This is a genomic window from Cellulomonas aerilata (assembly GCF_007991755.1).
Classification (GTDB): Bacteria; Actinomycetota; Actinomycetes; order Actinomycetales; family Cellulomonadaceae; genus Pengzhenrongella; species Pengzhenrongella aerilata.
Window position 1 is genome coordinate 89,645 of the sequence record NZ_BJYY01000022.1, and the last position, 13,630, is coordinate 103,274.

Below are 13,630 nucleotides of genomic sequence, written 5' to 3' on the forward strand. Positions count from 1 at the left end.
TCGGCACGGTGTCCCGGGCATGGGGCACGCGACCGCGAGCCTAACGGCGCCCGGCGGGACGTGCCGCCGGCCGTGCGGGCACCCTCGCCCGCCCCGGGGCCACGCGGCGCCCGCACTACGCTGGCGCGGTGACTCCCGCCCCCACCGACACCCCGACCGACACGCCCACCGGACGCGACGTCCGGGTGCGGTTCTGCCCCTCGCCGACCGGCACGCCGCACGTCGGGCTGATCCGCACCGCCCTGTTCAACTGGGCGTACGCGCGGCACACCGGCGGCACGTTCGTGTTCCGCATCGAGGACACCGACGCCGCCCGGGACAGCGAGGAGAGCTACCGGCAGCTGCTCGACGCGCTGCGCTGGCTCGGCCTGGACTGGGACGAGGGCGTCGAGGTCGGCGGGCCGCACGAGCCGTACCGGCAGTCGCAGCGGATGGACCTCTACCGCGACGTCGTCGAGCGCCTCGTCGCCGGCGGGTACGCCTACGAGTCCTTCTCCACGCCCGAGGAGATCGAGTCGCGCCACCGCGCCGCCGGGCGCGACCCCAAGCTCGGCTACGACGGCGCCGACCGGCACACGACGGAGGAGGAGAAGGCCGCTTTCCGCCGCGAGGGCCGCGCGCCCGTGCTGCGCCTGCGCATGCCGGACGACGACGTCACGTTCACCGACCTCGTGCGCGGCGACGTGACCTTCCGGGCGGGCTCGGTGCCCGACTACGTGATCGTGCGCGGCAACGGCCAGCCGCTCTACACGCTGGTCAACCCAGTCGACGACGCCCTCATGGGCATCACCCACGTGCTGCGCGGGGAGGACCTGCTGTCCTCCACCCCCCGCCAGGTCGCCCTCTACCGCGCGCTGCTCGACATCGGCGTCGCCACGGTGATGCCGCTGTTCGGGCACCTGCCGTACGTCATGGGGGAGGGCAACAAGAAGCTCTCCAAGCGCGACCCCGAGTCGAACCTCTTCCTGCACCGCGAGCGCGGGTTCACCCCCGAGGGGCTGCTCAACTACCTCGCGCTGCTCGGCTGGGGCCTGAGCCACGACCGGGACGTCTTCACGGTCGAGGAGATGGTCGAGGCGTTCGACATCGTCGACGTGAACCCCAACCCGGCCCGCTTCGACCTCAAGAAGGCCGAGGCGATCAACGCCTCGCACGTGCGGCTCATGTCGCCCGAGGAGTTCCGGGACCGGCTGGTCCCGTACCTGCACCGCGCGGGCCTGGTCGCCGGGGACTCGTACGCCGACCTGCGGCCCGAGCACCGCGCCCTGCTGGACGCCGGCGCCCCGCTCGTCCAGGAGCGCATGACGCTGCTCGGCGAGGCCCCCGGCATGCTGGGCTTCCTGTTCGTCGCCGACGACGCCGTCGTGCTCGAGGCCGAGGCCGTCGGCGCCCTGCGCGAGGAGGCGCCCGCGGTCCTCGACGCCGCGCTGACCGCGCTGGAGCCGATCCCGGCCGACGGCTTCACCGCCGAGCCGGTGCAGGACGCCCTCAAGGCGGCCCTCGTCGACGGGCTCGGCATCAAGCCGCGGTTCGCCTACACCCCGCTGCGCACCGCCGTGTCCGGCCGGCGCGTGTCGCCGCCGCTGTTCGAGTCGATGGAGATCCTCGGCAAGGACGCCTCGCTGGCCCGGCTGCGGCGTCTGCGCGCGACCCTCGGGGACGCCGGGTGAGCGCCCGGGCGGCCGACCGGCCGTTCGACGGCGTCCTGTTCGACATCGACGACACGCTCGTCGACACCCGCGGAGCCTTCGCGGCCGCGCTCGGCGTGGTCGCTGAGCGGTTTCTGCCGCACCTGCCCGCCGGGCGCCACCCCGAGCTGCTCACCCACTGGCGCGCCGACGCCGCCGGTCACTACTCGCGCTACACGCGCGGGGAGGTCGGCTACCGCGAGCAGCGCCTCGCGCGCGCGAACGCGATGCACGCGGCGTTCGGCGGCTCGATGCTCGACGACGACGGCTTCACCACCTGGGACGAGGTCTTCGAGGAGGCGTTCCGCACGGCGTGGGAGCCGCACGACGACGCCGCCGCGGCGGTCGACGAGCTGCGCGGCCTCGGCGTGGCCGTCGGCGCGCTGTCGAACGCGTCGGTCGACTACCAGAGCCTGAAGCTGGAGCGCGTGGGTCTCGCCGAGACGGTGCCCATGCTCGTCGGGGTGGACACGCTCGGGTTCGGCAAGCCCGACGCGCGGGTGTTCGTCGAGGCCTGCCGGCGGCTCGGCACCGACCCGTCCCGGACCGCGTACGTGGGCGACGAGCTGGACGTCGACGCGGTCGCCGCGCGCGCCGCGGGGCTGACCGGCGTCTGGCTCGACCGGCCGGGGCCCCGGCGGGTGCCGGTGTCGGCCGCGGAGATCGCCACGTCCGGCGTGCTCGTGGTCAGCGGTCTGGCGGAGCTCCCCGGGGCGCTCGGGCTGTGAGGTCCCGCGCGGGGGTCGCCGCCGGCCCCGGCGCCGGGGCTCGACCATGACATCCGTCATGCCCGACCCGTGCGGCCCTCACCGGGACCGGTGACGGGCGCCACTGCCGCCCGGCGCCGACGGCCGGGAGCGTGGAGCCATGGACCCCACCGACCACGTCATCACCGTCCGAGGCCTGCACCGCACCTACGGCGCCGGCCGTGACTCCTTCGACGCCGTCCGCGGCGTGGACCTGCACGTCCGGCCGGGCGAGCTGTTCGCCCTGCTGGGCACCAACGGCGCCGGCAAGACGTCACTCCTCGAGGTCGTCGAGGGACTCGCGCCGGCGACCCGCGGCGAGGTCCGCGTCTTCGGGCTGGACCCCTACCGGCAGCGCGCCCGGATTCGCCCGCGCACCGGGATCATGCTGCAGGAGGCGGGCTTCCCGTCCGACCTGACGACGGCGGAGACCGCCCGCATGTGGGCGGGCACGCTCGGCGACCCGATGCCGGTCGCCGAGGCGCTGGAGCTGGTCGGGCTGCGCGGCCGCGCCGGCGTCCCGGTCGCGTCGCTGTCCGGCGGGGAGCGGCGCCGGCTCGACCTGGCGCTCGCGCTGCTCGGGCGTCCCGCGGTGCTGTTCCTCGACGAGCCGACCACGGGGCTGGACCCGCAGTCGCGCCGGGACGCCTGGGAGCTCGTGCGCCGCCTCCTCGACGAGGGCACGACCATCGTCCTGACGACGCACTACCTCGAGGAGGCCGAGCGGCTCGCCGACCGTCTCGCGATCATGCACGCCGGACGCGTCGTGCGGACCGGGACCGTCGCCGACATCGTCGCCGGGGAGCCCGCGCGCATCCGCTTCCGGACGACCGCCCCCGACCTGCGGGACGCCGCCCGGCTCGCCGCCCTGCCGGCGCTCGCCGCGCCGCCGCGGTCCGACGCCACGGGTGTCGAGCTCACCTCCACGGACCTCCAGGCGACCCTCACGCGTCTGCTCGTGCAGGCGGACGGCGCCGGTGCGGTCCTCACCGACCTGGACGCCAGCCCCGCCTCGCTGGAACGCGCGTTCCTGGCCGTCGCCGCCGGCGGCGCGGGCGGGGTCGGCGACGCCGCCGACCCCGGTGATGCCCACGCACCCGGTGGGTCCGACCGAACCCGCAGCACCCGCAGCGCCACCGGCCGCCGCCGGGGCGCCCCGCTCGAGAGGACCTCCCGATGACCACGTCCACCACCGCCGCGATGCCCGCGGCCGCCCGGCCGGCTCCCGCCCGTCGGCCCGCACCCGCCCGGGTGTGGTCCCTGGCGCGGGCGGAGATCCTGCTGCTGGTCCGCAACCGGACTGCGCTGTTCAACGCGCTCGCGGTCGCCCCGGCGACCGTGGCGTTCCTGGCCTGGATCGGCGCGGGCTCGTTCCCCGGGGCCGGCGGGGGAGCCGAGGCGACCGCGACGTTCCTGCTGACCGTGCTGGCGGCGATCGCGCTGGTCTTCGTCGTCTACTACAACCTCACCACGACCCTCGTCGCCCGCCGGGAGGAGCTCGTGCTCAAGCGCCTGCTCAGCGGCGAGGTGTCCGCCACCGAGATCGTCGCGGCGTGCGCGACGCCCGCGGTCGCCGTCGTCCTCGGCCAGCTCGTGCTGGGCGCGGTCGCCGTCGGCGTCTGGTTCACGGTGCCGGACGTCGCCGACCCGCTGTGGCTGCTCCTGGGGCTCGCGGGCGGCACCGTGGTGTTCGTGCTGCTGGCCGTCGTGAGCTCCGGCCTGACGCGGACCGTCGAGTCCGCCCAGCTGACCACGCTGCCGGTGATCATGCTGACCATGGTCCTGTCGGGCTTCACCGTGCCGCTGGAGGCCCTGCCGGACGTCGTCGGCACGATCGCGTCGTGGACGCCGATGTACCCCGTCGTCGCCCTCGTCGAGGCGGGCCTCGGTGCCGGCCCGGCAGCGGGCGGGACCCTGACCGCCGTCGGGCAGCCCCTCCTGTGCCTGGCGCTCTGGACCGTCGCGGGCCTCGGGGGTGCACGCCGGTGGATGCGCTGGGAGCCCCGCCGCTGACCCGCACCGGCGGCACCGGCAGCACCGCCGGTGCCGCGGCACCGGCGCCCGACGCCGGCGCACGCCCTCCCTGGCCCCGCTGCCTGGGAGGGTGAGCCCATGACCGGCATGCTGACCGCCTGGCAGCGGCAGACCGACCCCGAGCGGGTCGACATGTACACCCGCTGGACGATCTACCTGCTGCTGGCCAGCGCACCGCTGGTCGCCCTGTCCCTGACCTCCGGGCTCACCACCCGCGCCGCCGCGGTGTTCGTCACGCTCACGGTCGCGCAGACGGTCGCGGCGGTGGGTGTCGTCCGGGCGGCGCTGGTCCGGCTGGTGACCGGCGCGCCGCTGTCGCGCCCGTGGCTGGCCGCGCTCGCAGCCACGACCCTCGGCGCCCTGGGGGTCGCGGTCGCCGCCCTGCCGCTGACCGGCGACCTCGACCAGCCGGTCCGCTCGCTAGCCCTGCTCGTGACGCTCGCCCTGGCCCTGATGGCCGTGGCGCCCGTGCTGGGTGTGCGCACCCTGGGGCTGTGCGGCGTCGGCGTCGGCGTCGTGGTCGCGGTCACCGAGGTCGCGGCCGGTCGGGAGGGCGCCTGGGTCGTCGGCGTGCTGTGCGTCCTGGTCGTGTGGGGGATGGCGGTCAGCTTCCGGATCTCGGGCTGGATGCTCGCGGTCGTGTGGGAGCAGGAGCGCTCGCGGACCGTGCACGCCCGGCTCGCGGTGGCGGAGGAGCGCCTGCGCTTCTCCCGTGACCTGCACGACGTCGTCGGCCGCACGCTGTCCGCCATCGCGGTGAAGAGCGAGCTCGCCGCCGAGCTGGCACGGCGCGGGCAGGACGGCGCCGTCGAGCAGATGGCCGAGGTCCGCGACCTCGCGCAGGAGTCGCTGCGGGAGGTCCGCGGGGTCGTCTCCGGTCTGCGGACGGCCGACCTCGCCGCCGAGCTCACCGGGGCACGGTCCGTGCTGCGCTCCGCCGGGATCGACACGCGCGTCGTGGGGGAGGGCACGGCGCTGCCCGACGACGTCCAGCGCGCCCTGGCCTGGGTGGTGCGCGAGGCGGTCACGAACGTCGTCCGGCACGCGCACGCCCGGCGCTGCACCATCGACCTCGACGTGATCGGCACCGGCGCACCCAGCAGCGCCGGCAGGCACGGCCGGCACGACCGCGCGGTCGCCGTCCTCACCATCACCAACGACGGGCTGACGGACGACGGCGGCACGGGTGAGGGCGGCACGGGCGAGGGCGGCACGGGCGAGGGCGGCACGGGCGGTGGCACGACCAACGGCCTCTCGGGGGAGGGCCGCACCGCCGACGGTGGCACCGGCGACGGCCTCGTCAGCGACGGCGTCGCCGCCGTCCGGCCGGGCACCACCGGCTCCGGCCTGGTCGGTCTCACCGAGCGGCTGGCGGAGGTCGGCGGCTCCCTGACCGCCACCGCCGACGGCGACCGGTTCACCCTGCGCGCCACCGTCCCGCTGCCGGCGGCTGACAGCATGGCCGCACGATGATCCGCATCCTGCTCGCCGACGACGAGACCCTCATCCGCGACGCCCTGGCCGGACTGCTCGGGCTCGAGGACGACCTGGAGGTGGTCGCCACGGCGGCGTCCGGGACGGAGGCGGTGGACGCCGGCCGCCGGCACCGGCCGGACGTCGCAGTCCTGGACCTGCAGATGCCCGGGCTGGACGGCATCGCCGCCGCGCAGCGGCTCTCGGCCGAGGTGCCCGGCTGCCGGACCGTCATCGTGACCAGCCACGGGCGGCCCGGGCACCTCAAGCGCGCCCTCACGGCGGGGGTCGCGGGGTTCCTGCCGAAGACCGTGTCCGCACGCGTGCTCGCCGACGTCGTCCGGCAGGTGCACGCCGGCGGCCGGTACGTCGACCCCGAGCTCGCCGCGGAGGCGATCAGCGCGGGGGAGTCACCCCTGACGCCGCGCGAGGCCGACGTGCTCGAGCTCGCCGCCGGCGGCGCCGGCGTGGAGGAGATCGCCCAGCGCGCGCACCTGAGCCCCGGCACGGTGCGCAACTACCTGTCGGCGGCGGTCACCAAGCTCGGTGCGGCGAACCGGCACGAGGCCGTCCACGTGGCCCGCCGGCACGGCTGGATCTGACGCCGCACGACGGCTGTCACGGCGGGTGCCCTTCGTCACGTTCCGCCGCCCGAGCGCCACGAGGTTTGGTCCGTGCCGCCCGGCTCGGGTAACGTCTCTCCCCGGTACGAAGTCCACCGCACCTCGACGGGTCCTCACGGGCACGGCGGGCGCACCGGACGGGTTACCCCCATGGGGTATGGTGTAATTGGCAACACAACGGTTTCTGGTACCGTCATTCTAGGTTCGAGTCCTGGTACCCCAGCGCGAGGCAGTGCCAGTACGTGCCGGTCTCCGGCCCGGACATCCGGTACAGTCTCCACCCGTGGTTCCCCGCGAGATCGGCTCCGGCCCTTCTCGCGGATTGCTGCAAGGCCCCCGTTGTGTAGCGGCCTAGCACGCCGCCCTCTCACGGCGGTAGCGCCGGTTCGAATCCGGTCGGGGGTACGCACGAAGGCCCGGTCACCTCGGTGGCCGGGCCTTCGCCGTTCCTGCGGTCCGCCGCCGCCGAGTGCGACGTGCTGGTCGGTCCGTCGCTGCGTCTGCGGACGTGACCGCGCCCGGGCGGGCCGAGTGCGACGTCCCGGACCGTCCGTCGCCGCCGAGTGCGACGTGCTGGACCCTTCTGGGTGACCGAAAGGTCCAGGACGTCGCACTCGACGCAGGGGGCAGGGCGCGGGGGGCCGGGGTAGCGGAGGGCGGAGGGTGTGGAGGGCGGACGGGTGCGGGTCGCGGGACGCGGTACGGGCGTGGCCTACTCGCCGGTGCGGCGCAGGACCTCGGTGAGGCGGTTCGCGGCGGCCACCACGGCGCCGGCGTGCAGGCGGCCGGGCTGGCGGCTGAGCCGCTCCACCGGACCGGAGATCGACACCGCGGCGACCACGCGGCCGGACGGCCCCCGCACCGGGGCGGACACCGAGGCGACGCCGGCCTCGCGCTCGGACACCGACTGCGCCCATCCACGGCGCCGGACGCCGGAGAGGATCGTCGCGGTGAACTTCGCTCCCTGCAGCCCGCGGTGCAGCCGGTCCGGCTCCTCCCACGCGAGCAGGATCTGGGCGGCCGACCCGGCCTGCATGGACAGCGACGCGCCGACCGGGATGGAGTCGCGCAGGCCGATCGGCCGTTCGGCGGCCGCCACGCAGATGCGCTGGTCGCCCTGCCGCCGGTACAGCTGGGCGCTCTCGCCGGTGTGGTCGCGCAGCGCGGTGAGCACCGGACCGGCGGCGGCCAGCAGCCGGTCCTCGCCCGCGGCGGTCGCGAGCTCGGAGAGCCGCGGACCGAGCACGAATCTTCCCTGCATGTCGCGGGTCACCAGCCGATGGTGCTCGAGGGCGACGGCGAGCCGGTGTGCGGTGGGTCGGGCGAGGTGGGTGGCGGCGACGAGCTGGGCGAGCGTCGCCGGGCCGGCCTCGAGGGCACTGAGTACCGACGCGGCCTTGTCCAGGACGCCGACTCCGCTAGAGTTGTCCATAGGACGATATTGGCGTCTCGATGCGTGAGACGCAAGTAGCAGGACGAAAGACGGCAGGACGGAGCCCCGGGACCACCCCGGGGACGCACACGAAGGGACACCACGACATGGCCGGCACGCTGGCGGAGAAGGTCTGGGACGCGCACATCGTGCGCCGCGGCAGCGACGGCGCGCCGGACCTGCTCTACATCGACCTGCACCTGGTCCACGAGGTGACCAGCCCGCAGGCCTTCGAGGGGCTGCGTCTCGCCGGTCGTCCGGTCCGCCGCCCGGACCTGACGATCGCCACCGAGGACCACAACACCCCGACGCTCGACATCGACCGGCCGATCGCCGACACGACCAGCCGCACGCAGATCCAGACGCTGCGCAACAACGCGGTGGAGTTCGGCATCCGCCTGCACTCCCTGGGCGACGCGGACCAGGGCATCGTGCACGTCGTCGGGCCGCAGCTCGGCCTGACGATGCCGGGCCTGACGGTGGTCTGCGGCGACTCGCACACCTCCACGCACGGGGCGTTCGGCGCGCTGGCGTTCGGCATCGGCACCAGCGAGGTCGAGCACGTGCTGGCGACCCAGACGCTGCCGCTCAACCCGTTCAAGACGATGGCCATCACCGTCGACGGGCAGCTCAAGCCGGGGACGACCGCCAAGGACATCATCCTGGCGGTCATCGCCAAGATCGGGACCGGCGGCGGTCAGGGCTACGTGCTGGAGTACCGCGGCGAGGCGATCCGCTCGCTGTCGATGGAGGCGCGGATGACCATCTGCAACATGTCCATCGAGGCCGGCGCACGCGCCGGGATGATCGCCCCGGACGAGACGACGTTCGAGTACCTGCAGGGCCGCCCGCACGCGCCCGAGGGTGCCGACTGGGACGCCGCCGTCGCCTACTGGAGCACGCTGAGGAGCGACGACGACGCCGTCTTCGACGCCGAGGTCGTGCTCGACGCCGACGACCTCGAGCCGTTCGTCACCTGGGGGACCAACCCCGGCCAGGGGCTCCCGCTGTCCGCCACGGTCCCGGTGCCCGACCAGATCGCCGACGCCGGCGACCGCCAGGCCGCCGAGCGCGCCATCGAGTACATGGGCCTGACCCCGGGCATGCCGCTGCGCGACATCGCCGTCGACACCGTCTTCATCGGCTCGTGCACCAACGGGCGCATCGAGGACCTGCGGTCGGTCGCGGAGGTGATCAAGGGCAAGCACCGGGCCGAGTCGCTGCGGGTCCTGGTCGTCCCGGGGTCCGCCCGGGTGCGCCTGCAGGCCGAGGCCGAGGGGCTCGACAAGGTCTTCCTGGACTTCGGCGCCGAGTGGCGCAACGCCGGCTGCTCCATGTGCCTGGGCATGAACCCCGACCAGCTGGCCCCGGGCGAGCGCAGCGCGTCGACCTCCAACCGCAACTTCGAGGGCCGCCAGGGCAAGGGCGGTCGCACGCACCTGGTGTCCCCGCTGGTCGCGGCCGCCACCGCCATCCGCGGCACCCTGTCGTCGGTCGCGGACCTGGGCCCGGACGCCGTCCGCGAGCCCGAGCCCGTCCACGCCTGAGCCCGCACCAGCACCCAGACCCCCAGACCGGAGCGCCCCCATGGAGAAGTTCGCCCAGCACACCGGGGTCGGCGTGCCGCTGCGACGCAGCAACGTCGACACCGACCAGATCATCCCGGCCGTCTACCTCAAGCGGGTCACCCGGACCGGCTTCGAGGACGCGCTGTTCGCCGCCTGGCGCGGGGACCCCGGGTTCGTCCTCAACCAGCCCGCCTACGCGACCGGCTCGGTCCTGGTCGCCGGCCCCGACTTCGGCACCGGCTCGTCCCGCGAGCACGCCGTGTGGGCGCTGAAGGACTACGGCTTCCGCGTCGTGCTGTCCCCCCGTTTCGCCGACATCTTCCGCGGCAACTCCGGCAAGCAGGGCCTGCTGGCCGCCGTCGTCGCCCCGGAGGACATCGAGCTCATCTGGAAGGTGCTGGAGACCCGCCCCGGCACCGAGATCACGGTGGACCTGGTCTCGCGGACGGTCGTGTGCGACGACGTCGTCGTGCCGTTCCAGGTGGACGACTACACCCGGTGGCGCCTCATGGAGGGCCTGGACGACATCGGCCTGACCCTCAACCACGAGGCCGAGATCGTCGAGTTCGAGGCGTCGCGCGAGCCGTGGCGGCCCAGGACCCTGCCCGCCAAGCACCTGCCGCCGGTCGAGATCGAGGCCGCCCGTCCCGTGCCGGTGTCGATCGGCTCGCCGACCGGCCAGGGCACCGTCCCGCTGGCCTGACCCCCCACCACTCCCACCGCCCGATCCCACCGCCGAGTGCGACGTCGTGGACCCCTCCGCGCAGCGGAAGGGGCCACGACGTCGCACTCGGCGGGGTGGTGGCCTGTGAAGATCTCGGGGTGTGACGCGGCACGCGCGGCGCGTGGCTAGGTGGCAGGGGCAGGCGTAGGCGACCATGGGTTCCATGACTGACCTGCTCTACGTGAACGGCGGCAACCCCCTCGGTGGAGAGATCACCGTGCGTGGGGCGAAGAACTTCGTCTCCAAGGCGATGGTGGCCTCCCTGCTGGGCGAGACGCCGAGCGTGCTGCGCAACGTCCCGCAGATCCGCGACGTCGCGGTGGTCACCGGGCTGCTCGAGCTGCACGGCGTCGACGTCGCGGTCGACGACGGCGCCGGGACCCTGCACCTGGACCCCAGCGAGGTCGAGTCCGCGCACGTCGCCGACATCGACGCGCACGCCGGCTCCAGCCGCATCCCGATCCTGTTCTGCGGGCCGCTGCTGCACCGACTGGGTGAGGCGTTCATCCCCGACCTCGGTGGCTGCCGCATCGGGGACCGCCCGATCAACTACCACCTCGACATCCTTCGCCAGTTCGGCGCCGTGGTGGACAAGCGCGAGCAGGGCATCCACATCCGCGCCCCGCACGGTCTGCACGGCACCAAGATCGCGCTGCCGTACCCGAGCGTCGGCGCCACGGAGCAGCTGCTGCTGACCGCGGTGCGCGCCGAGGGCCTGACCGAGCTCGCGAACGCGGCGATCGAGCCCGAGATCATGGACCTCATCAACGTCCTGCAGAAGATGGGCGCGATCATCTCGGTCGACACCGACCGGGTGATCCGGATCGAGGGCGTCCCGCGCCTGCGCGGCTACCACCACACCGCGCTCTCGGATCGCATCGAGGCCGCGTCCTGGGCGTCGGCCGCGCTGGCCACCCGCGGCGACATCTACGTCCGCGGCGCGACGCAGCCGGAGATGACGACGTTCCTCAACACCTTCCGCAAGGTCGGCGGGGAGTTCGAGGTGGACGACGACGGCATCCGCTTCCTGCACCCCGGCGGCGACCTGAAGTCCATCGTGCTCGAGACGGACGTCCACCCCGGGTTCATGACGGACTGGCAGCAGCCGCTGGTCGTCGCGCTGACCCAGGCCACGGGCCTGTCCATCGTGCACGAGACGGTCTACGAGAACCGCTTCGGGTTCACCGACGCGCTGGTGGGCATGGGCGCGAACATCCAGGTCTACAAGGAGTGCCTGGGTGGGCGCCCGTGCCGGTTCGGCCAGCGCAACTTCCTGCACTCCGCCGTCATCTCCGGCCCGACGCCGCTCGAGGCCGCGGAGATCGAGGTCCCCGACCTGCGGGGCGGGTTCAGCCACCTCATCGCCGCGCTGACGGCCAAGGGCACCTCGACGGTCCGTGGCATCGGGCTCATCGACCGCGGCTACGAGCACTTCACCGACAAGCTCACCGCGCTGGGCGCGGAGTTCAGCCGGGACTGAGGACGTCCGCGGCGTCCGGCGCGCGCAGGCTGCCCGACCGCCTGCGCGCCGGGCGCGCCCGGTAGCATCGTCGCTCGTGCCTGCCCCCCGACGCTCCTCTCGCGCGTACCGCACCGTCGCCCGTGTGATCCGACCGCTGCTGTTCGCGATGACCCGGCCGGACTGGCACGGCGCCGAGCACCTGCCCACCGACCGCGGGTTCCTCGCCGCGGCCAACCACATGACCAACGTCGACCCGCTGACGTTCGCGCACTACCTGTACGACAACGGCGTCGCCCCCCGCATCCTGGCCAAGTCGTCGCTGTTCGGCGTCCCCGTGCTCGGCCCGGTGCTGCGCGCCACCGGCCAGATCCCGGTCTTCCGCAACACCGCGCAGGCCGGCGACTCGCTCAAGGCCGCGGTCGAGGCGATCGACGCCGGCGAGTGCGTGGCCGTCTTCCCCGAGGGGACCCTCACCCGCGACCCCGACCTGTGGCCGATGGTCGGCAAGACCGGCGTGGCCCGGCTCGCGCTGACCACCCGGGCCCCGGTGATCCCGATCGCGCAGTGGGGCCCCCAGGACCTGCTCGGTCAGTACGCGAAGGTGCTCAAGCCGTTCCCCCGCAAGCGGGTCACCGTCGTCGCCGGCCCACCGGTCGACCTGGACGACCTCTACGGCCGCCCGCTGGACGCCGCGACCCTGCGCGAGGCGACCGAGCGCGTCATGGCCGCGATCACCGTGCTGCTGGAGGGCATCCGGGGCGGGCACGCGCCGGAGGTCCGCTTCGACGCCCGACGCCGCCCGTCCGGCACCGCGGGCACGGAGTCACCCGGCACCGATCTGCCCGCCGTCGGGGAGGAGCCCGCGTGACGGGGCTGCGCGCCGCCGTCCTGGGGACCGGGTCGTGGGGGACCACCTTCGCCGCCGTGCTGGCCGACGCCGGCTGCGACGTCGCCCTGTGGGGGCGCCGGGACGACGTCTGCCACGACATCACGGTCGAGCACCGCAACGAGGAGTACCTGCCGGGCATCGAGCTGCCCGCGGGGCTGCGGGCGTCCACCGACGCGGAGGAGGTCCTCGACGCCGCGGACCTGGTCGTCGTGGCGATCCCCTCGCAGAGCGCGCGGGCGACCCTCGAGCCGCTGGCCGACCACGTCCCGGCCGGGGCGATCGCCGTCTCGCTGATGAAGGGCGTCGAGCTGACGTCCGACCGGCGGATGAGCCAGGTCGTCGCCGAGGCGCTCGGCGTGGCGTACGACCGGGTCGCCGTGGTCTCCGGGCCGAACCTGGCCCGGGAGATCGCCGAGCGGCAGCCGACCGCCACCGTGGTCGCCGCCGTGGAGGAGGGAACCGCCCAGCTGGTCGCGGGGGCGTGCGCGACCGGGTACTTCCGGCCGTACACGAACACCGACGTCGTCGGCGTGGAGCTGTGCGGCGCCGCGAAGAACGTCATCGCGCTCGCGGTCGGCATCGCCCAGGGGCGCGGCCTCGGCTACAACACCATGGCCACCGTCATCACCCGCGGACTGGTGGAGATCACCCGGCTCGGGCTCGCCCTGGGCGCCGACGCCGAGACGTTCCCCGGCCTGGCCGGCATGGGCGACCTCATGGCGACCTGCGCGTCCCCCTTGTCGCGCAACCACACGCTCGGGTCCCACCTCGGTCAGGGACTGACGCTGGAGCAGGCGATCGCGGTCACCGGCGGCACCGCCGAGGGCGTGAAGTCGTCGAGGTCCATCCTCGAGCTCGCCACGTCGGTCGGGGTCGAGATGCCGATCGCCGAGGCGGTGGTCGCCGTCCTGCACGAGGGACTGCCGGTCGACGAGCTCGCGCCGCGCCTGCTCGGCCGTCCGCACCGGGCGGAGGGGCTCTAGGCCGCATC

Annotated in this window: 12 protein-coding genes and 2 tRNA genes; 13 read left to right on the forward strand and 1 reads right to left on the reverse strand. The window is 74.3% G+C overall.

Going from position 1 to position 13,630, the window contains the following annotated elements; translation table 11 throughout:
* Positions 1-128: 128 nt before the first annotated feature.
* The 8 genes from gltX (at position 129) to CAE01nite_RS17365 (ending at position 6,969) form a co-directional block, all read left to right on the forward strand.
* Entirely contained in the window at positions 129-1,670 is a 1,542-nt protein-coding gene (gene gltX, locus CAE01nite_RS17330) for a glutamate--tRNA ligase (RefSeq protein WP_146906788.1), read from the forward strand.
* On the forward strand, positions 1,667-2,416 hold the full coding sequence (locus CAE01nite_RS17335) for an HAD family hydrolase (RefSeq protein WP_146906789.1): 750 nt from the start codon (positions 1,667-1,669) through the stop codon (positions 2,414-2,416). Before gltX ends, CAE01nite_RS17335 begins: the two co-directional genes overlap by 4 nt.
* Before the next feature lie 139 nt (positions 2,417-2,555).
* Positions 2,556-3,614 carry an ABC transporter ATP-binding protein gene (locus CAE01nite_RS17340; RefSeq protein ID WP_146906790.1) on the forward strand — a complete coding sequence of 353 codons (1,059 nt, stop codon included), beginning with the start codon at positions 2,556-2,558 and terminating at the stop codon, positions 3,612-3,614.
* Entirely contained in the window at positions 3,611-4,447 is an 837-nt protein-coding gene (locus tag CAE01nite_RS17345) for an ABC transporter permease (RefSeq protein WP_146906791.1), read from the forward strand. Before CAE01nite_RS17340 ends, CAE01nite_RS17345 begins: the two co-directional genes overlap by 4 nt.
* Before the next feature lie 99 nt (positions 4,448-4,546).
* Positions 4,547-5,941, forward strand: a complete 1,395-nt coding sequence (locus CAE01nite_RS17350) for a sensor histidine kinase (protein WP_146906792.1) — start codon at positions 4,547-4,549, stop codon at positions 5,939-5,941.
* Complete coding sequence (locus CAE01nite_RS17355; protein WP_146906793.1) at positions 5,938-6,543, forward strand: response regulator transcription factor; 606 nt, start codon at positions 5,938-5,940, stop codon at positions 6,541-6,543. Before CAE01nite_RS17350 ends, CAE01nite_RS17355 begins: the two co-directional genes overlap by 4 nt.
* Positions 6,544-6,715: 172 nt before the next feature.
* Positions 6,716-6,787 (forward strand) — tRNA-Gln (locus CAE01nite_RS17360).
* A gap of 109 nt (positions 6,788-6,896) precedes the next feature.
* Positions 6,897-6,969, forward strand: a tRNA-Glu gene (locus tag CAE01nite_RS17365).
* Positions 6,970-7,276: 307 nt separating this feature from the next.
* On the opposite strand, the gene CAE01nite_RS17370 is transcribed toward CAE01nite_RS17365, so the two are convergent.
* The gene (locus CAE01nite_RS17370; protein ID WP_146906794.1) at positions 7,277-7,996 is read right to left on the reverse strand and encodes an IclR family transcriptional regulator; all 720 of its coding nucleotides are present in this window, start codon (positions 7,994-7,996) and stop codon (positions 7,277-7,279) included.
* Positions 7,997-8,103: 107 nt separating this feature from the next.
* On the opposite strand from CAE01nite_RS17370, the gene leuC reads away from it, so the two are divergent.
* From leuC to CAE01nite_RS17395, 5 genes are all read left to right on the forward strand, one after another.
* Positions 8,104-9,543, forward strand: a complete 1,440-nt coding sequence (gene leuC / locus CAE01nite_RS17375) for a 3-isopropylmalate dehydratase large subunit (protein WP_146906795.1) — start codon at positions 8,104-8,106, stop codon at positions 9,541-9,543.
* A 40-nt stretch (positions 9,544-9,583) separates the two neighbouring features.
* Positions 9,584-10,267: a 3-isopropylmalate dehydratase small subunit gene (leuD, locus tag CAE01nite_RS17380; RefSeq protein ID WP_146906796.1), complete on the forward strand. Its 684-nt coding sequence runs from the start codon at positions 9,584-9,586 to the stop codon at positions 10,265-10,267.
* A 184-nt stretch (positions 10,268-10,451) separates the two neighbouring features.
* Entirely contained in the window at positions 10,452-11,768 is a 1,317-nt protein-coding gene (murA, locus tag CAE01nite_RS17385; protein WP_146906797.1) for a UDP-N-acetylglucosamine 1-carboxyvinyltransferase, read from the forward strand.
* 76 nt (positions 11,769-11,844) lie between these two features.
* The gene (locus CAE01nite_RS17390; RefSeq protein ID WP_146906798.1) at positions 11,845-12,618 is read left to right on the forward strand and encodes a lysophospholipid acyltransferase family protein; all 774 of its coding nucleotides are present in this window, start codon (positions 11,845-11,847) and stop codon (positions 12,616-12,618) included.
* Between the two features lie 5 nt (positions 12,619-12,623).
* Positions 12,624-13,622 (forward strand): NAD(P)H-dependent glycerol-3-phosphate dehydrogenase, encoded by a 999-nt coding sequence (locus CAE01nite_RS17395; RefSeq protein WP_146906842.1) that lies wholly within the window; start codon positions 12,624-12,626, stop codon positions 13,620-13,622.
* The last annotated feature ends 8 nt before the right edge of the window (positions 13,623-13,630 follow it).